The sequence below is a fragment of the Haloprofundus salinisoli genome, from assembly GCF_020097815.1.
GTDB lineage: Archaea > Halobacteriota > Halobacteria > Halobacteriales > Haloferacaceae > Haloprofundus > Haloprofundus salinisoli.
Genome location: NZ_CP083663.1, coordinates 2,680,627 through 2,698,410, shown reverse-complemented (window position 1 = coordinate 2,698,410; position 17,784 = coordinate 2,680,627). Strand labels below are relative to the sequence as shown.

At 63.4% G+C, this 17,784-nt stretch carries 13 protein-coding genes, 2 tRNA genes and 1 rRNA gene; 8 read left to right on the top strand and 8 right to left on the bottom strand.

What is annotated here, in order from left to right:
- Nucleotides 1-68: 68 nt before the first annotated feature.
- Nucleotides 69-142, bottom strand: a tRNA-Tyr gene (locus LAQ73_RS14200).
- A gap of 27 nt (nucleotides 143-169) precedes the next feature.
- Nucleotides 170-2,404, bottom strand: coding sequence for an N-6 DNA methylase (locus tag LAQ73_RS14195; RefSeq protein WP_224268916.1), 2,235 nt, complete (start codon nucleotides 2,402-2,404; stop codon nucleotides 170-172).
- A gap of 178 nt (nucleotides 2,405-2,582) precedes the next feature.
- On the opposite strand from LAQ73_RS14195, the gene LAQ73_RS14190 reads away from it, so the two are divergent.
- Complete coding sequence (locus tag LAQ73_RS14190) at nucleotides 2,583-3,347, top strand: hypothetical protein (protein WP_224268915.1); 765 nt, start codon at nucleotides 2,583-2,585, stop codon at nucleotides 3,345-3,347.
- A 24-nt stretch (nucleotides 3,348-3,371) separates the two neighbouring features.
- Here the strand turns inward: LAQ73_RS14190 and LAQ73_RS14185 are convergent, their stop codons facing one another.
- Nucleotides 3,372-4,349 carry an AIR synthase family protein gene (locus LAQ73_RS14185; RefSeq protein ID WP_224268914.1) on the bottom strand — a complete coding sequence of 326 codons (978 nt, stop codon included), beginning with the start codon at nucleotides 4,347-4,349 and terminating at the stop codon, nucleotides 3,372-3,374.
- A gap of 50 nt (nucleotides 4,350-4,399) precedes the next feature.
- Here LAQ73_RS14185 and LAQ73_RS17650 point away from each other — a divergent pair, with 50 nt between their 5' ends.
- The 3 genes from LAQ73_RS17650 to LAQ73_RS14175 all read left to right on the top strand — a co-directional run bounded on the left by LAQ73_RS17650 (nucleotide 4,400) and on the right by LAQ73_RS14175 (nucleotide 6,228).
- Nucleotides 4,400-4,528, top strand: coding sequence for a hypothetical protein (locus LAQ73_RS17650; protein WP_255634875.1), 129 nt, complete (start codon nucleotides 4,400-4,402; stop codon nucleotides 4,526-4,528).
- 25 nt (nucleotides 4,529-4,553) lie between these two features.
- Complete coding sequence (locus LAQ73_RS14180; RefSeq protein ID WP_224268913.1) at nucleotides 4,554-5,618, top strand: pyridoxal-phosphate-dependent aminotransferase family protein; 1,065 nt, start codon at nucleotides 4,554-4,556, stop codon at nucleotides 5,616-5,618.
- 181 nt (nucleotides 5,619-5,799) lie between these two features.
- Nucleotides 5,800-6,228, top strand: coding sequence for a HalOD1 output domain-containing protein (locus tag LAQ73_RS14175; RefSeq protein WP_224268912.1), 429 nt, complete (start codon nucleotides 5,800-5,802; stop codon nucleotides 6,226-6,228).
- 37 nt (nucleotides 6,229-6,265) lie between these two features.
- Here LAQ73_RS14175 and LAQ73_RS14170 read toward each other — a convergent pair whose 3' ends face one another.
- Both LAQ73_RS14170 and LAQ73_RS14165 read right to left on the bottom strand, forming a co-directional pair.
- The gene (locus LAQ73_RS14170) at nucleotides 6,266-6,613 is read right to left on the bottom strand and encodes a DUF7344 domain-containing protein (RefSeq protein WP_224268911.1); all 348 of its coding nucleotides are present in this window, start codon (nucleotides 6,611-6,613) and stop codon (nucleotides 6,266-6,268) included.
- Between the two features lie 159 nt (nucleotides 6,614-6,772).
- Nucleotides 6,773-8,629 (bottom strand): DEAD/DEAH box helicase, encoded by a 1,857-nt coding sequence (locus tag LAQ73_RS14165; RefSeq protein WP_224268910.1) that lies wholly within the window; start codon nucleotides 8,627-8,629, stop codon nucleotides 6,773-6,775.
- Between the two features lie 363 nt (nucleotides 8,630-8,992).
- Between LAQ73_RS14165 and LAQ73_RS14160 the strand changes: the two genes are divergently transcribed.
- On the top strand, nucleotides 8,993-10,018 hold the full coding sequence (locus LAQ73_RS14160) for a hypothetical protein (RefSeq protein WP_224268909.1): 1,026 nt from the start codon (nucleotides 8,993-8,995) through the stop codon (nucleotides 10,016-10,018).
- A 284-nt stretch (nucleotides 10,019-10,302) separates the two neighbouring features.
- Here LAQ73_RS14160 and LAQ73_RS14155 read toward each other — a convergent pair whose 3' ends face one another.
- Both LAQ73_RS14155 and LAQ73_RS14150 read right to left on the bottom strand, forming a co-directional pair.
- A complete protein-coding gene (locus LAQ73_RS14155) occupies nucleotides 10,303-10,860 on the bottom strand; it encodes a hypothetical protein (RefSeq protein WP_224268908.1) in 558 nt (185 codons plus the stop codon).
- Nucleotides 10,861-11,160: 300 nt separating this feature from the next.
- The gene (locus LAQ73_RS14150) at nucleotides 11,161-11,730 is read right to left on the bottom strand and encodes a hypothetical protein (RefSeq protein ID WP_224268907.1); all 570 of its coding nucleotides are present in this window, start codon (nucleotides 11,728-11,730) and stop codon (nucleotides 11,161-11,163) included.
- A 1,635-nt stretch (nucleotides 11,731-13,365) separates the two neighbouring features.
- Between LAQ73_RS14150 and LAQ73_RS14145 the strand changes: the two genes are divergently transcribed.
- The gene (locus LAQ73_RS14145) at nucleotides 13,366-14,571 is read left to right on the top strand and encodes a Cdc6/Cdc18 family protein (RefSeq protein ID WP_224268906.1); all 1,206 of its coding nucleotides are present in this window, start codon (nucleotides 13,366-13,368) and stop codon (nucleotides 14,569-14,571) included.
- Between the two features lie 389 nt (nucleotides 14,572-14,960).
- Here the strand turns inward: LAQ73_RS14145 and LAQ73_RS14140 are convergent, their stop codons facing one another.
- Entirely contained in the window at nucleotides 14,961-15,521 is a 561-nt protein-coding gene (locus tag LAQ73_RS14140; protein WP_224268905.1) for a TATA-box-binding protein, read from the bottom strand.
- Nucleotides 15,522-16,074: 553 nt separating this feature from the next.
- Here LAQ73_RS14140 and LAQ73_RS14135 point away from each other — a divergent pair.
- Nucleotides 16,075-17,547 (top strand): 16S ribosomal RNA (locus LAQ73_RS14135).
- 137 nt (nucleotides 17,548-17,684) lie between these two features.
- Nucleotides 17,685-17,756: transfer RNA gene (locus LAQ73_RS14130), tRNA-Ala, on the top strand.
- Nucleotides 17,757-17,784 lie beyond the last annotated feature (28 nt).

The following is a 17,784-nucleotide window of genomic DNA, read 5'->3' as shown; positions in this document are numbered from 1 at the left end:
ATTGGAGGGAGTCGGTCGAAGGTCGAGTCGTCGTCACCCGCGTCTTCTAGAGCGATTCGCAGGAGAAGTCCGCTCTCCCCGATTTGAACGGGGGACAAGCCGATCTACAGTCGGCTGCTCTGCCAGGCTGAGCTAAGAGCGGTACCCGAAGATAGGTCGACTGTCGAACTTAAGAATTATCATCCCGTTCGGCAAGCAACCGCTCGACGGCGCGGTCGAGTTCACCCATCACAACCTCCAGTTCGGGTATCGTCGTCCGGTTGTACTCGCGCTTGCTCACGTCGACGTGGCCCGGGACGATGCCGTGGGCGCGCTCGGAGCAGTCGGCGATGCGGCGGAACAGCGGGTCGTCACGCCACTCGGGAAGGTAGAGCTTCGAGACGGCCGCTTTCGAGAGACTCGCCTTCCCCTCGCCGCCGAGTTCGCGCAGACAGCGCTGGTAGGGCGCGGAGTTGAGTAACCCGCAGAGCAGGTGCGCCTCCCGCCGGTCGTCGGTGGCGACGAACATGCAGTGGTCGCCGGGGACGACCGTCTTCTCGCCCAGTTCGGGGTCCTCGACGGTCGAGACGACGACGAAGTGCGGTTTGAACCCGAGGCGACACCAGACCACCTTGTAGTCGGCCCACGTGTACGGCCCGAGTCCGAACAGGTTATAGAACGGTCCGCCGTCGAACCACGTCGACGCCCGCGCGTCGAGCGATTCGCGGTGATCGGTGAGGTACTCGTACGTCCGGGGTGCGTCGCGGACCAGTTCCGACTCGTTCTCCTCGTTCGTGCGCCGCTGGGGGACGAGGTGGCGGTCGTGGCCGAACAGGCCGAACTTCACGACGTGCTTCGACCGGAGATACGGGTAGAGATGGGCGGGTTCCAGCGTCGATACCATCCGGTCGTCGACGGTGAACACGTCCTTCGCGTCGTCTTTGAGCCCGTGTCGAATCTCGTGGGCACACGGGCCGAGCGCCGCGCGTTCGGCGTCGACGCGGACCCACGACCCCGCGGGGTCTTCGATGTCGACGGGTACGAGTGCCGTCGTCTCCGTGTCGAGCGTCCTCTGCATCGCGTCGAGGCAGTCGAACGCGGGTGAACCGACACGTCCGCGACGCGCCCGCCACGTTCGGAGACTCACCGGAAACTCGGTGTCGGCGTCGGCCGCAAACTGGTACAGCGCCGCGGCCGCGCGCACCTGGTCGCCGAACGGCGCGAGACCGCCGAAGTCCTCGACGCGACGGAGCGAGAGCGGGCGGTCGCCGACGCGGAGCTGTCTGAGCAGTCGCCCCGCCGGTCCGCTTCGCAGGTCGCGTTTGAGCACGAACGCCGCTCGGCCGCCTTCCTTCAGATATCGCTCGATGCAGACCCAGACGAACGGCACCGACAGGTCGTCGTTGGCGTGGCCGAGCAACCGTTCGGCGCCTCGTCGCGGCAGGAGGTCCAGGCGGTCGATGTGCCGTTCGCGCCACCGCGAACGCGCGCGCTCGCTGAGTCGCTCCCACGTCAACCACGGCGGATTGCCGACGAGCACGTCGGCGCGAAGGTCGGTCGTCGGCAGGGCGGCGTGGGAGGGTTCGGCCGACTCTCCGCCGAGTCCCAGCGAGTCGCCGAGGTGGACGGGGAGTTCGACCGTCGGCGAGTCGGCGTCGGCGAGAAGCGGCGTCAGCGCGAGGAGATACGCGAGGCGGGCGCAGCGGACGGCGACGGGGTTGAGGTCGACGCCGACGACAGTCGAGGTGATTCGTTCGAGCGCCCGCCGGGGCGTGAGGTCCGACAGCGCCGCCCGTTTTCGGTCGATGGTCGCCGTGAGGAAGACGCCGGCACCGCACGACGGGTCCAGCACGGTTTCGGCGGCGCAGTCGGCCGGGAGCGCCAGTTCGGCCAGACCTCGGGGCGTGTAGTATTCCCCGAGCGAGAGTCGCGCGCGTCGGGGAACGATTCGTTCGTACAGTTCGCCGACGGCGGCCGGGTCCAACGCGTCGAGCGCGTCGGCGTCCGCCGATTCGACTCGCGCGACTCGCGCCGCGCCTCCGTCGGCGAAGTCGCCGTGAACCAGTCGATGGACGGCGTTGAACGCCGCGGTGAAGTCGGCGTCCACGTCGACGCAGTCGGGCGTGGGCGACGACCGACAGTCGACGCCGAACGCGGATTCGACCGCCCGTCTGAGGCGCGAGACGGCGAAGTCCGCCGCGAGGACGTCGAGAAAGACTTCGCGGTCCGTCGGAACGTCGACTCCTCGGGCGTCGGCGTCGAACACCGCTCCGTGGTGGTGTCGGACGAACGCCGCCCACGTCTCGGCCGCGTCGGTCACGGCGGCGTCACCGAGGCGGAGGCGCTCCGTCGCCGCCTCTCGGTACGTCTCGCAGAGTCGCTCGGCGCATGCGAACAGCGTCCCGTCGGGCGCCGGGGCGGTCATCGCCGACGCGCCGGCGAAGGACGATCCGAAAGCGGTGCGGGTCCGGCGGACGAGACGGGGATCACGGTTCTCGTAGAGAGTCTTGCGGAGGCGACTTAACGGTAGTTACACCGGTTGGAGTCCTCCGTCGCCGACCGAGTGCAGAGCGTTGATTACGTCGCCGCGCCGTCGGTTCGGCATGACCGACGAGAGACAGGCGACGTTCGGCTCCGACGGGAGCCTCCAGGCCGACACGCCGCCGGAAGCGACCGGCGAGAACGACTTCGGCGAGGAGAAAGCCGAGAACGAGACCGACGGCGGCTACAGCCGGTACGTGGTGTCGAGTCTCCTCCAGAAGGCCGTCCGACGTTCCGACGAGGAGGTCGCCGCGTGGGCGGCGTGGGAGCTCGCGCGCTCGGGGTTCGGCTGGAACCTCTGGGACCGCCTCAACCTCTACGTCGTCGAGGACCTCCGCGCCGGCGACGAGGTGGCGCTGACCATCGAGCGCTACGAGGAACTCGCCACCGAACGGTGGTCGATGGACTCGTGGAAGGGACGCCTCTGTGCGATTCACGCCGCGCTGGCGGCCGCGCGCGCGCCGTCGACGCGCGAGGCGTCGAACGCCGACGAGTACTTCCGGAAAGTCGCCGACGAACGCGCCGCGGCGAAGGAACGCGGCGAAGAGCCGGCGCACGATTTCCCCGTCGGCGACCTCGAAGTCGGCGGAACGTTCGACGCCGTCTTCGACGGCCACACCGGCGAGGGGTCGAAGCGCGGGCGCGGCACCGAGTTCTTCAAGACGCGCGGGGCGCGCGTCGGCCCCGAGGGCGAAGGCGAGTTGAGCGCCCGCTGGCAGCGACTCGCAATGGTGTTAGACGAGATAGAGTACTCCGAAGAGGAGATTCGCCGCGCCGTCGAGCCGGTCGACCCCGAGGCGCGGTGGGACGAGCCCGAAGAGTTCTGAACTGTCGTCGCGTGTTCTGTGGATTCAGTCCCAGAGCGCGTACATCTCGTCCTCCGGCGGCGACGTGAAGAGCTCGTCTCCGAGACGGAGACCCGGCGTTCCGGCATCGGTGTCGTTCGGAGACGTGACCGCGCCGATTTCGGCGGCGTCGATGTCGACGGCGTCCAGCGCCGCCAGCGCCTCGTCGACGGACGCTTCGGGCACGGCGGCGACGAGTGCCCCCGACCCGAGAATCCGAAGCGGGTCGACGCCCGCTGCGTCGCAGAGCCGTCGGGTTTCGGGGCGAACAGGGACGTCGTCGGGGTCGACCGAGAGCACGACGTCGCCGGCGACGGCTACCTCGGTGAGGCCGGCGGCGACACCGCCCTCGGTCGGGTCGTGCATCGCCGTCGCGAACGGGGTGAGCGCCGCCGCATCCGGGATGACGCTCAAGTCGTCGAAGAACGCCGTCGCGTCGGCGACGAGGTCCGCGGGGACGTCGAACTCGTCGGCGAAGTCGGTCGCGAGCACGGCGGTTCCCTCGACGCCGGCGGCCTTCGTCAGGAGGATTCGGTCCCCCGGGTCCGCGCCGCTCGTCGGGACGTACCGGTCGGCGGTTCCGGCGCAGGTCAAAGAGAGGAGCGGACGCGAGAGCGCGGAGACGGACTCGCTGTGGCCGCCGACGATAGTGATGCCGAGTCGGGTCGCTTCGGCGTCGAGTTGGGCGGTGATGGCGTCAAGCAGCGTCGGGTCGTCGTCGGGGAGCAGAATCGTGCAGGTCAGCCACTCGGGGACGCCGCCGCAGGTAGCCACATCGTTCGAGACGATGGCCACGCCGAGCGTGCCGATTCGCTCCGCCGCGAGCGAGATGGGGTCGGTGCTGACGACGAGCGTCTCGCCGCCGACTCGCACGGCGGCGGCGTCCTCGCCGAACGCCGGGCCGACGAGCAGGTCGTCGTTCGGCGCGCCCGTCCGCGAGAAGACGTAGGCGGCGAGGTCGTCGGGCGTGAACTTGCCGGTCATGGCCCACACTGCGAACGGGCAGGACATGTGTCTTCCCGTCGCGGACGAGTGTGAAGGACTTCGTCGCGGACGTGAGTGAGAAGCGGCCGGCGATGGTCCCCGAGGGGTCGCCGTCGCCGACGAGCCACCGTCAGCGACAGGTCACTACCACCGACGGGTCGCCGCCACCGACGGGCTAAAGTTACACAGGACAGAGACACGAGTGTGCTACTCACACCCGGTCCGACGGCCGTTCCGGAACCCGTCCGCCGCGCGATGGCGCGCGAGCAACCGAACCCCGACGTAGAGAAGCGCTTCCGCGTCCGCTACGAGGACCTCACCGAGAAACTCGCCGAGGTCTACGACGCCGACCACGACGTCGTCGTCCCCGGTGGGGAAGGTATCCTGGGGTTGGAGGCGGCCATCGCTTCGCTCGTCGAACCCGGCGACCGCGTACTCTGCATCTCGAACGGACTCTACGGTAACGGGTTCGCCGACTTCGTGGAGACCTACGGGGGAGAACCGACGCTCGTCGGCGTCGAGCACACGGAGGCGCTCGACGTCGACGCCGTAGAGGCAGTGCTCGAACGGAGCGAGGAGATGGGCGAACCGTTCAAACTTGCGACGATGGTTCACTGCGAGACGCCGACGGGCACGCTTACGAACCTCGACCCAGTGCTCGACGCGCTGGACGACCACGGCGTGCTCTCCGTCGTCGACGCCGTCTCGTCGCTCGGCGGGACACCCGTCCCGACAGAGCGCATCGACGTCTGTCTCGGCGGGTCACAGAAGTGCTTCAGCGCGCCGCCGGGGTTGACGACGGCCGCCATCAGCGACGAGGCGTGGTCGGCGATGGAGGCGCGCGACCCTCCGTCGCTGTACACGAACTTCCTGCCGTGGCGCGACGTGAGCGAAGAGTTCCCGTACACGCATCTGGCGGCGAACGTCGCGGCGCTCGACGCCGCCGTCGACCTGCTTCTCGAAGAGGGGTTGGACGCGGTGTACGGTCGCCACGTCGCCGCCGCGGAACTGTGTCGCAAGCGCGGAGAAGAGATGGGGCTGGAGCTGTTCGCCGACGGCGCGCGGCCCTCACCCACGGTGACGGCGTTTCACGTCCCAGGGCGAGCGAGCGAGTTACAGCGCACCCTGGCCGAGGAGCACGACGTGACTCTCTCGACGGGGTTAGGCGACCTCGCCGACGACATCATCCGCGTCGGCCACATGGGCTACGGGGCGGATATCGAGAAAGTCGACCGGGCGATGGACGCGCTCGAAGCGACGCTCTCCTGAGTCGCCTCGAAGTTCCCCGCTGGTCGTCGCTCGTTCTCGGCACTCCCTCCGATCCACCTCTCGTCGAGACGCCCTCTCAGACTGTCGAGTTCGGCTCTCGTGGACTGTCCGAACCCGACGGCTGACAGTAGCCGAACATTTCTAATAAGGCTTATACTATCTCTATGAGTAATTAATAAAAATGTCCGGGCCGCTCGATAGTCCAAACGGAATCCACTACGACTCTGACAGAGAGCGGTACACGGTGGAGTACGACCGAGTCAGAGACACCCCCAGCATCCAACTCATCGTCGCGATAGCGGAGATAGAGGGTCGAAACATCGACCAGATCGACTCGCTGTACGAGACGATAGAGCCCGACGCGCTCGACGCCGTGTTTCGAGAGAGTTCCACGGCGGCCGTCGAGCGAAACGACCACCTCTCGTTCGTCTACAACGGTCGAGAGGTGACCGTGTGGGCAGACGGCCGAATCGACATTGGTCTCACGGAAACGGAACGACAGCGACTGAGCTCGGGGAACGACGCGAGCGAAGACGACATCGGTGAGTGCGACGAGACGCGCGAGGAGGGAGAGGAGAGCGGAGAGCGCGACGAGTCGACTGAGGAGTAACTGATCAGAGCGAAAAGCGGCGGCGTGGCCGCGGGAATCAGTCGGATTCGAGCAGCGAGTGCGTTCGGTCGGCGTCCTTCCAGAGCACGACGTCCCCGCTTCGAGGTTCGTAGTCGACGAACTGCTCGTCGGCGAGTTTCGGGAGGTGGCTGTGGTGCAGCATCAGTTCCAGACGGTCGGCATCGTCACCGGCGACCTCGCGGTCGGCCGCGAGCCGCTCGGATAGCTCCGTTCGGTTGAGTACCTCGTCAGCGGTGAGATACGAGAGGACATTTCGGCGGACGGGGTGGGCCAAGACGCCGACGCTGTTCAGCAGCATCGGCCCCAGTTCGTCGGTCAGACCGACCGTTGAGATTGCGATATCAGTAATCACCGTAAGTACCATGCTCTGCTTTCTGGACCCCACGCATATACGTCTCTCCGATGTTTTCGAACTACTTTATGTTCAGTGGTAACATCGGCAAGTAATCAGTCTATTGAGGGAAGTGTTGGTAGAAAATCAGTGATGCGACGACAACGCGTGCCGGGTCGATTCGCCGGAGGCCTACGCGTCGCCGCCGGTCGGCCACGCACCCGACTCGCGGACGCGGATGCCTTTCTCCGCGAGGTGCCGCAGCTGCCGTTCGGCGAAGTCCTCCTCAGGAGAGCCGCGGGTAGCGAGCACGTACATTAGCGCGTTACCGACGGGGCGCATCGTCCGCCCGGCTCGCTGGGCACCCTGTCGACGCGATCCGCCGAGACCGGAGGCGACGATGGCGATCTCGGCGTTCGGCAGGTCGATTCCCTCGTCGCCGACCCGGGAGATGACCAACGTCCGAAGGTCGCCATCGCGGAACTGCTGGAGTAGTTGCTGGCGGCGGTAGTGCGGCATCTCGCCGCTGATGAACGGCACGTCGAGTTCCTCGGCGAACGCTTCGCCCTGTTCAAGCCAGTCGACGAAGACGAGGCTCTTCGAATCGAGATGCTGGCCGCGCAAGTGGCGAACCTCGTCGACTTTCGCGGGGTTGAGCGCCGCGAGTTTGTACCGCTCGCGCCCATCTGCGCTGCGGTACTCGTTCTCCGCCATCTCGTCGGTCCACGGCACGTAACGAATCTCGACTTCGGGTTCTTGGACGAAGCCGGCGTCGAACAGCTTGCCCCAGTCGGTGCCGATAGGCGGGCCGACGAGCGTGAAGATGTCCTCTTCCTTGTCGTCCTCGCGGATGGGCGTCGCCGACAGGCCGAGTCGGTGTTTCGTCTGGAGGTCGGCGCTGCGTCTGAAGACGCGACTCGGGATGTGGTGGACTTCATCGTAAACGATGAGTCCCCACGCGCGCGAATCGAACAGTTGCCGGTGGCGGTCCATCCCCGCGGTCTGGTAAGTGGCGATGGTGACCGGCCGAATCTCCTTGGTGCCGCCGTGGTACTCGCCGATCTGATTCTCGGTGAGCGTCGTGTGTTCGAGCAACTTCTGTCGCCACTGTCCCGCGAGTTCGCGACTCGGCACGAGGACGAGCGTCTCGCCGCCGACGGCCGCGAGCACACCCATCCCGGCGATGGTCTTCCCGCTGCCCGGCGGACCGACCAGGACGCCGGAGCGTTGGTCCGCGAAGCGGTCGACCCAGTTCTGCTGGTAGTCGCGCAACTCGACGTTGAGTTCGACGTTGAGGGCGTCGCCGGTGTCGAGGTCGCGTTCGTCCGTGACGGGGTAGCCGGCCTCGTAGAGGACGCGTTTGATGGCCGCCTCCTCGCCCTCGCGGACCCAGCTTTCGGTGTCCGAGATGGGGGCGTGGAGGTGCTGTTCGGTGAGTTTCTCGCGGGCGACGTTGCCCATCAGGTCCTCGTTGGCCGCTTCGAGGACGACGTAGCCGTCCTCGTGGGTTTTCAGGGTGAACTGGTGGGCGCGTTTCCACTGGCGTTCGGCCCACTCCTCGAGGTGGGGCGAGCGCCGCGGCAGCACCGACCGCATGCTCCGTAGCAGACCCTCGAACTCGTCGAAGGGAGCCTGCCAGATGTCCTCGGTCCGAATCGTGTAGAGGTAGCCGCGCTCGCCGGTGTCGCCGCCGGTCGTGTCGACGAGGTGGGCGAACTGCGACAGTTGGGCGCGAGTGTACTGCTCGGGTCGGTCGACGACGATTTCGCGGCGCTCGGGGAAGAGAATGACGCGCTCGCGCGTGGCGACGTCGCCCCACTGCGTCGGATACCAGACGACGGGGTCGGACTCGACGTCGACGCGCTGGACGGTTCCGGCGTCGGCGAGCGCGTCGAGCGCCTCGGCGGCCTCCGCCTGCGAGATATCGAGTCGGCGGGCGACCTGCTGTGCGGTGACGACCGGTCGTCCTTCGGCCTGAAGCGCGTCGTAGAACGAGTCGAGCGTGACGGAGTCGTCGCCGTCGGAGTTCGTCGAGTCCGTGGAGTCCATGGAATCGGTGGAATGCGTGGAATCCGCGGAGTCAGCGGGCTTCGCGGAGTTCGCAGGGTCGGAAGGGTCCGCGGAGTCGGGAGGGTCCGCGGAGTCGGGAGGGCTCACGGAGTCGGAAGGGCCGTCGCTCGGCGGCTTCGATACCCCATCTCGGCGGCTCTCGTCGCCGTGGTCGTCGGTCATCGTCCCCGGTAGGAACGCCGACGGAAAACCGCTTCCGACTCTCTCGGAACCGAAACGGGAGGCGTTGACGTACCGTGAACGAACTCGCGCAACGCGGATACGAGCGTTCTTCGTTGCGCAACGCCGAGACGAGCGCCGTCCGCGAAACCGTATTCAACGAGCGAGCCAAAGGATAGTTCGATGAGAAAAGGCGTTGTGAGCACGCACGAGACCCTCCTGACCTACGGCGAGGACTGTTGCACTCGGGCCGGATACGCGGTTCGGCGTCCCGAGAGCGGGCGCGAGCCCGATGCCGTCGCCGAGCCCGTTAAGGTCCCCGACCCTCCCGAAGCCCGTAAACCGGTCGAAGTCCCCGAACCAGACGCCGCCGCCGAAGCGAGTGAGACAGCGTCGTCCGGCCTGGCCGAACCCGCGTCCACACCCACCAATCCTCCGACGTCCGACGGTGCGTCGTTTTTCGGCGGCGAACCCATCGCCATCGAACCGCTCGAGATCGACGAGGTGACCCCGACGACAGTGCTCTCGAAGCACGCAGACAACCGCGAGCGGGGTCGAAAGACGCTGTTCGTCGTCCCGCCCGCCGACCGAAGCCGACTCGTGGCAACGACCCACGAACCGTCGTCGGCGACGTCGCTGGTCGACGAGACGCTGGCGGCGACGGTCGCCGAACTGCTGTCGGAACCGGTCGGCGTCGAAACGGACGGTAGTGAACGGGAGTTCTACAACGGTCCCGACCGAATCGCCCTGGCGAGCGGCGGTGGCTCAGACGGCGGCTACGCGCTGTGTGCCGTCGCGCGGCCGGATACGCGACTGCGGTGGCGCGAGGAGCTGGGCGGCGGTCCCTCCCGCGACGAGAACGAGACGCGGACAGTTCTCCGCGCCGACGGAGACGTCGTGGCGGCCGTCGGCGAACCCGACGACCTGCGCTGTCCGCCGGCGTCGGTGTTCCCCTACTCGTACCGACGCGGTGCCGACAAACGCATGCACGTCCGCGACCCCGAGGGCGTCGTCGTCGGGTCCTTCGACGGCGTGACCGATATGCGGGAGGCGGGATTCGAGCCGATTCCGATGCCACTGGTTCCCGAGCATCTGTTCGACGCGTCGCTCAGCGGGACGTGGGCTGTCGCCGTCGCCGCCGCCACGACCGACCGATTGTATACGAGCAACGGGGTACAGTCGCTGGAGTCGACGTTCGAGGAGGAATGATCCGCCGCGTGAGTGGAGCGAACGACGAGAGTTACGGACGAGACCGGACGTTCACAGCGGAGACCTCGTGCTCACCGTAGAGACGAGTGTCACGACTGAGACCGGACAGCGACGGCGGAGACTGGACGGTTAGAGCGGAAACGGAGTCTTCGGCCAACCCTCCGGTGGGTGCGCACTCCGGCCGGCGTGTGCCCCCGACAATTGCGTACTTCGACAATTACGTACCCCGACAATCGCTCAGCCCGATTTCGTGCTCAGTGGTCTCATCCCAGTGCTCAGTGATCTTACCCCGGCGGGAGTTCACGTCGGTGCCGCTGTGCGAGCCGGCTGTAGGCTGATTCGAGGTCGGTCCGGTCGACCCAGTTCGGAAGCTCGTCGAGCGAACTGTAGCCGTCGAGATAGCAGTACTCGAACGGCTTCTCTGCGAAGTTCCGGAACGCTTCGACGGGGCGGCCATCGACGACGGCGACGAACATCCGCCCGTCGGCGTCGACGTGTGGTGTCACCCCGTACTGGAGATAGAGGGCGCTGACGGCGAGCGCGCTGGCGAGCGGAACGGGCCCTTTGGTGAGTTGCCACGTCACGTTTCTATCGGTGTACTCGACAGTTGCGAGATAGCCTTCGGCGACGCCGAAGCACTCGACGACGGTGTTGGCCTTGCGCCACCGTACGTCGTTTCGCGTGAGCCAGACGCGCTGCCACGACCGATTCGACCGCTCCGAAGTGAGCCGACTCTCGGCCCAGTCGGCACCCGAGCGAATCGACTCGACGACCGGTGAGACGACTCGCCGAACCGTCTGTCGTGTTCGTATCGCTGTTCTCTCGAATGCTGGTTTTCGCATAGTGAAATCTCCCGCCCCGAGGCCCGTCTAACCCCGTCGGACGATACCGTCCGTTCGTACTCTGAGTAGTTATATTTCCGCTTGTAGAGCCTCTACTAGACATTCACACAGTTTTGGGTGTCTGAATGAATTGACCGTTTTAGGCGACCGTTCTAGTGGCGAAACGACTGGGTCGTTTCAATGTCTGATGGCGATGCTGTTCAGTTTCTGGATGACGATGCTGTTCCAGTATGATGGTGCTGTTCCAGTTCCGGAGTCAGTTCTACGGCGGTCAAGTCCCCGAACGGAGGTCAGGTCCTCTCAGCCTCGACGGCAGACGGTCGTGAGTAGCTGCTGTTTCGACCTGAATCGATTGTCGCAGTCGCAGCACTCGACGTGACCGTCGCCTGCGGCGGTCGTGAGTCGGTGTTCGCCCACCTCGAACGGCCGTTCGACGATTCGCGGGCGGATGTGTGACGGGATCCGGCACTCGGGGTCTTCGCTGAGCGCCGCTCTGAGCCGAATCGTATGAACGTCGTCGGCCGTCCAGCGGTCGGCAGCCAGCGCCTCGTCCCAGTCGGCGATTTCGGTCCACGCGGTGACGACGACCGGCGAGGTCGTCTCCGTGTCGCCGATGACGACCAGAAACCGAACGCCGTCGCGGACGAGGGCGAACCGCCACCCTTCGGTCCGATTCCACCGGAGCTGTCCGTACTCGATAGCGTCGCTCACCGCGGAGAGCGAGACGTACCGACCCGGCTGTCGCAGTCGCTCACGGAAGTGATCGGTGAGCGCGTAGAGAGTCGGGTCTCTAATCGGAGGGTCGTGTGGCGTCCGTTTCGAGCGGATGCTCGGCGATTCGACGCGTTGACCGCCGTGTCGAGTGGCCACTGTTGACACGTATGCCCCCGCCAGATATTGACTGTTACGCCCATCGGCGCTGACTGAAAACTGGTCCTGGGAGATCACGAGTGCAGTATTGGTCTTTGTACTCAATGACCCGGTGTGATAGTACTATACAAATGATAGATCTATGTACCCGTATAGAGCGAATCGCAGTAGCGGCCGTGGCATCAACGGGCGTGCCATCACACCGCATTTCCGGTGAACGTGACCGTGCGGTAGATCGCGTCTGGGAGTTATATCCCGCGTGCGGTTCGACGCCGGAACAGTACTGCCCTCAAACGGAGGTGACTGACACCGAGTTTCCGGTGAATCCTGAGTGGGTGCGGGGGAGAAGGCGAGGACACCGAGTTTCCGGTGAAAGCCGAGGATGGCGCGGAGTCGTCAGAGCCAAACTATCGGAACGAAACCGTCGAAACAGGGGTATCGGAATGGGTCTTTTCGGGTTCCGCCGACGCTAGAAGTGACGTGTCGTCTACCAAATGCTGGAGAGACAGATGGAGAACGTCCGTATCTGTGTCAGGGAGACACCTTGTTTCCGGTGAAATTGGCTTCTCTGTGACGAGAGAAGATGTCGTCGCTTAGGAGGTACCACACCGCGTGGTACCCGGTGCGGAGTGTAAGGGTCAAACAGAGCACGAGAGTCGGTAAAGTATGCGAGTCGACCGAGAGTTGACGAAGTCCAAGAGTCGACAAAGCACGAGAGGTGGGCGAAGCACGAGATCGTCCGGATCCGTCTGCGGGTGAACGGAGTTGTCTGTTGGTAACTGAGTCGTCTACAGTAAGCCAGAGTGTCGCACACCACGTTTCCGGTGAAAGCGTGTTGACGTTGTCCGAGGGAGGAGACGCGTAGAACCTAGCGGGAGAATGACGTTCGAGGCCGTAAAGTCGAATTGTAACGTCTTACAATCGAAGCGAAATTCGTGTACGAGTGTCCAGAGGGTCGCGGACACACCACGTTTCCGGTGAACGGGTGAACGAAGGGGTAGGTGGGGACGGCAACTCGGACGAGGGAGCGGCTACGGTTATTGTTTCCAGGAACATCTCGCCGCTAGATTGCCCATTCTTGCCGCTAGTTATCTATCTACATTAGGGTAAAAGCCTATTGTTTTATTACTTGGGAACGATAACAGTCCAGTAAACTGGTTGCGAAAATTGTAGAATGAGGTTGCAAACGGGTTCCACGTGAACGGAGGGTTTTGGAGGTGCCCCGGACGGGGGCCGAACGGGCTTCGTATATCGATAGTAGAGTTGACCGGGTTTAGCTGGCTGACCGGTTTGAGTTGATCGACCGGTTTCGACTGATCGGCCTCCGTCGATCCGCCCAGAAAACGACTTTCCGTGGCTTCCGACTCCGTCGTTCTCACAGTTCTCGGCCCTTACCGCTCGAAATTCGCCGATATCTACCACTCGGAATCCGTCGAAATCTACCGCTCAAACCCCGTCGAAATCTACCGCTCGAACCCCGTCGAAAGAGGGGGTCACCTCGTTTCCGGTGAATCGAAACCCCCGTTTCGGGTGGACCCTCTCTTTTCCTTCGACCCCGTTCACCGGAAACGTGGTGTGTGTGTCGACGGTCGGTAATCCGGAAACCATTTCACCGGAAACGTGGTGTGCTCGGGTATGCCGGACGCAGGGGACGACCTCTTCACGCGTGAGGACCCGATATTCGCCAACAAAGAGTTACTCGAAATCAGCCACCTCCCGGGTGAGGGTCGTATCGTCGGCCGCGACGACGAGATTTCGGACCTCGCGACGGCAGTGAACCCCGCCATCTTCGGACAGAGTCCGAGCAACGTCCTCATCTACGGGAAGACGGGGACCGGAAAGTCGCTCTGCGCGAAGTACGTCTCCCAGCGACTCGTCGAGACCGCCAGCGAGGAGGCGGTCAACGCGACGTTCGCCTACGTCGACTGTGCGCAGGACACCACCGAGACCCAGGCCGTCCAGACTATCGCCGACAGCGTCAACCAGTCGGAGCTCACCGACATCAAAGTCCCCGACAAAGGACTCAGCACGGCGACGTACTACAAGCGCCTGTGGCGAATCTTGGACGTGACGTACGACGTCGTCCTCATCATCTTAGACGAGATCGACAAACTGGAGAACGACGATATCCTCATGCAACTCTCGCGCGCGGGCGAGGCCGGGAAGATCGAGAACTGCAAACTCGGCGTCATCGGCATCAGCAACAAGATACAGTACAAAGACCGGATGGACGAGCGGGTCAAGAGTAGTCTCTGCGAGCGCGAGTTCGTCTTCCCGCCGTACGACGCCAACCAGCTCCGGGATATCATGGACGCCCGCAGCGACGCGTTCCGCGAGGGCGTTCTCGACCCGTCGACGATACCGCGGGCTGCGGCGCTCGCGGCCCGCGAACACGGTGACGCGCGGAAGGCGATCGACATCCTCCGATACGCCGGCGAAATCGCGCAGTCGAACGGCGCACCGACGGTCAAAGAAATTTATGTCACGCAGGCGCGCGAGCGCGCGGAAACCGACCGGTTCCGCGAACTCATCCGGGGGTCGACGCCCCACTCGCGGTACGTGCTCCAGGCGCTCGCCGTGCTCTCGCTGTCGAACCAGCGAAAAGACGGCTTCCGGACCAGTCGGGTTTACGAGATCTACGAGAGCATCTGTCGCCAAGAGGGCTCCGACAGTCTCTCGCTCCGACGTGTGCGCGATTTGCTGAAAGAGCACGCATTTCTCGACATTATCGAACAGTCGAAACACAGCGGCGGAAGCGCAGAGGGGAGCTACACGAAACACCAACTGCTCGAGAATCCGGAAGTAGTCAAAGAAGTTCTGACCGAAAACGACGACTCGTAGCCGCTCTCGCGCTCTGAATCGGTCGAGGGCCGAAACGGGTCAGCGAACGCTGACTGCGTTGACTCGTCGGCGGGACTGTCATACATTTTATCACTGTAATACATCCGAAATCATCGAGTGTGACGGGGGTGTCTCAGCGATGCTCGACCCGGTGTCACAGCGACGTTCGATTCGGCGTTCCGTACCACCGAGTGTGAGATGATACTCCGGTGGGCGCTCTCGACCCACCCTCGATCGGTGAATCCTGGGAGGGCGCGCTGGACGGTTTCGCGCGTACAGGGACGCGTCTCCGCGAGTTCTCTCTTTTGTCCCATACGACTATCGGAGCGACCACCCGTAGTCGCACGAGTGCGTCGCTCCTGACAGAACGGTCGATGCGGTCGTCAGTCTTAACCGAGCAGACCGAGATTCTGGATTCGTTCGACGATCTCTTCGACGGCCGTTTCGGCGTCGTCGGTTCGCTTGCCGCCGGTGATGACGATTTTCCCGCTCCCGAAGAGGAGGATGACGACTTCCGGGAGATCCATCCGGTAGACGAGTCCCGGGAACTGCTCGGGTTCGTACTCGACGTCTTCGAGGCCGAGACCGATTGCGAGCGCGTTGAGATTGAGATTGTGACCGAGGTCAGCGCTGGAGACGATGTTCTGGACGGTGATCTCGGGGCTCTCTTCGACGGGGATGCGCAGTTCACGGAGCTTCTCGAAGATTATCCCGAGCGCTTCGTGGACATCGTCGATGCTCTTGGCACCCGTACAGACGATTTTCCCCGAACGGAAGATGAGCGCGGCCGCCTTCGGGTCTTGGGTCCGATAGACGAGGCCGGGGAAGTTGTCCGGATTGAAATCTGCCCCGGGAAGATCCTCCGCGAGCGCTTCCAGGTCGAGTTCTTGTCCGATACCAGTCGATGCGACTACGTTCTGTATCTCGATTGAATCTGCCGGCGTCGTCATTGTTCGCTCTGGTTTCCTCGCCCCGGCCTTATAAACCGACACGAATCTTGTTTCACACATGCGCGCGAATGACTATATGACTATCGCGTCCACCCGCTGTGTATCCCTCAACTACCGCATTGTCGCATCACATGAGAAACTGACCCGTTTCGTGTCGACGACTACCATGTTGGATGGTAACTCGAATTTCCAGATATTTTTCGTAGATAAGGTCGAATCAACAGTATTAAGTTCTACGTACCACTCAATAGAAATGCAGCAAGACGCAGTGTGATCCGGTGGCCGTTCGACTCGGTCACCAATCACGGGCCGCCAACGAGATTCGACGGGTTTATACCCGCGAATCGCATTGGTTCAGGTCCGAAGGAAATGAGGATTCCGCCCCTGCGGTCCGCCGTACAGACGGAATCTGATGTGAGCCAACGTAGTTCGGTGACACCCGACCGACCGACGGTCTCGTCGCCGAACTCGGACCATGCAATACCTATAACGGTGATTCGCTCCCGTCAGGGAGCAAATCCCGCCACGCCCCCCGAGCCTTGTGCTCGGGAGCATTCCGGTTGATCCTGCCGGAGGTCATTGCTATCGGGGTCCGATTTAGCCATGCTAGTTGTACGAGTTCAGACTCGTAGCGGATAGCTCCGTAACACGTGGCCAAACTACCCTACAGAGAACGATAACCTCGGGAAACTGAGGCTAATAGTTCATACCGTACTCACGCTGGAATGCCGAGTACTCGAAACGCTCCGGCGCTGTAGGATGTGGCTGCGGCCGATTAGGTAGACGGTGGGGTAACGGCCCACCGTGCCGATAATCGGTACGGGTTGTGAGAGCAAGAACCCGGAGACGGAATCTGAGACAAGATTCCGGGCCCTACGGGGCGCAGCAGGCGCGAAACCTTTACACTGCACGACAGTGCGACAAGGGGACCCCGAGTGCGAGGGCATACAGTCCTCGCTTTTGTGTACCGTAAGATGGTACACGAATAAGAGCTGGGCAAGACCGGTGCCAGCCGCCGCGGTAATACCGGCAGCTCGAGTGATGACCGATTTTATTGGGCCTAAAGCGTCCGTAGCTGGCCGTGTAAGTCCATCGGGAAATCCATCCGCTCAACGGATGGACGTCCGGTGGAAACTGCACGGCTTGGAGCCGGAAGACCCAAGGGGTACGTCCGGGGTAGGAGTGAAATCCTGTAATCCTGGACGGACCGCCGATGGCGAAAGCACCTTGGGAAGACGGACTCGACAGTGAGGGACGAAAGCTAGGGTCTCGAACCGGATTAGATACCCGGGTAGTCCTAGCCGTAAACGATGCCTGTTAGGTGTGGCACCCACTACGAGTGGGTGCTGTGCCGTAGGGAAGCCGCTAAACAGGCCGCCTGGGAAGTACGTCCGCAAGGATGAAACTTAAAGGAATTGGCGGGGGAGCACTACAACCGGAGGAGCCTGCGGTTTAATTGGACTCAACGCCGGACATCTCACCAGCATCGACAGTAGCGATGATCATCAGGTTGATGACCTCTATGTTGAGCTACTGAGAGGAGGTGCATGGCCGCCGTCAGCTCGTACCGTGAGGCGTCCTGTTAAGTCAGGCAACGAGCGAGACCCGCATCCTTAATTGCCAGCAGCAGCTCCGGCTGGCTGGGTACATTAAGGAGACTGCCGTGGCTAACACGGAGGAAGGAACGGGCAACGGTAGGTCAGTATGCCCCGAATGTGCTGGGCAACACGCGGGCTACAATGGCCGGGACAAAGGGTTCCAACCTCGAAAGAGGGCGGTAATCTCAGAAACCCGGTCGTAGTTCGGATTGTGGGCTGAAACTCGCCCACATGAAGCTGGATTCGGTAGTAATCGCGTATCAGAAGTGCGCGGTGAATACGTCCCTGCTCCTTGCACACACCGCCCGTCAAAGCACCCGAGTGAGGTCCGGATGAGGCTACCACACGGTAGTCGAATCTGGGCTTCGCAAGGGGGCTTAAGTCGTAACAAGGTAGCCGTAGGGGAATCTGCGGCTGGATCACCTCCTACTGACCCGTGACCACCCCGACGTGGGTGGCACACCTTTCATTGCAATCCTGAGTTCGCCGACGACCGCTCTGTCGGTCGGGCACCTCAGAACTACGTTGGCTCAAAAGACGCTCCTGCTTGGTTGAAAGCAGGAGTGGGCCCATAGCTCAGTGGTAGAGTGCCTCCTTTGCAAGGAGGATGCCCAGGGTTCGAATCCCTGTGGGTCCATCACTCGGACCGACCCGAGACCGTGTCC

What these genes read in the sequence shown, in the direction of transcription:
- LAQ73_RS14175 (WP_224268912.1), top strand. Translation starts at nt 5,800, where the DNA reads ATGTCCGGGCCGCTCGATAGTCCAAACGGAATCCACTACGACTCTGAC.
- LAQ73_RS14155 (WP_224268908.1), bottom strand. Translation starts at nt 10,860, where the DNA reads ATGCGAAAACCAGCATTCGAGAGAACAGCGATACGAACACGACAGACG.
- LAQ73_RS14165 (WP_224268910.1), bottom strand. Translation starts at nt 8,629, where the DNA reads ATGGACTCCACGGACTCGACGAACTCCGACGGCGACGACTCCGTCACG.
- LAQ73_RS14185 (WP_224268914.1), bottom strand. Translation starts at nt 4,349, where the DNA reads ATGACCGGCAAGTTCACGCCCGACGACCTCGCCGCCTACGTCTTCTCG.
- LAQ73_RS14170 (WP_224268911.1), bottom strand. Translation starts at nt 6,613, where the DNA reads ATGGTACTTACGGTGATTACTGATATCGCAATCTCAACGGTCGGTCTG.
- LAQ73_RS14145 (WP_224268906.1), top strand. Translation starts at nt 13,366, where the DNA reads ATGCCGGACGCAGGGGACGACCTCTTCACGCGTGAGGACCCGATATTC.
- LAQ73_RS14140 (WP_224268905.1), bottom strand. Translation starts at nt 15,521, where the DNA reads ATGACGACGCCGGCAGATTCAATCGAGATACAGAACGTAGTCGCATCG.
- LAQ73_RS14190 (WP_224268915.1), top strand. Translation starts at nt 2,583, where the DNA reads ATGACCGACGAGAGACAGGCGACGTTCGGCTCCGACGGGAGCCTCCAG.
- LAQ73_RS14195 (WP_224268916.1), bottom strand. Translation starts at nt 2,404, where the DNA reads ATGACCGCCCCGGCGCCCGACGGGACGCTGTTCGCATGCGCCGAGCGA.
- LAQ73_RS14160 (WP_224268909.1), top strand. Translation starts at nt 8,993, where the DNA reads ATGAGAAAAGGCGTTGTGAGCACGCACGAGACCCTCCTGACCTACGGC.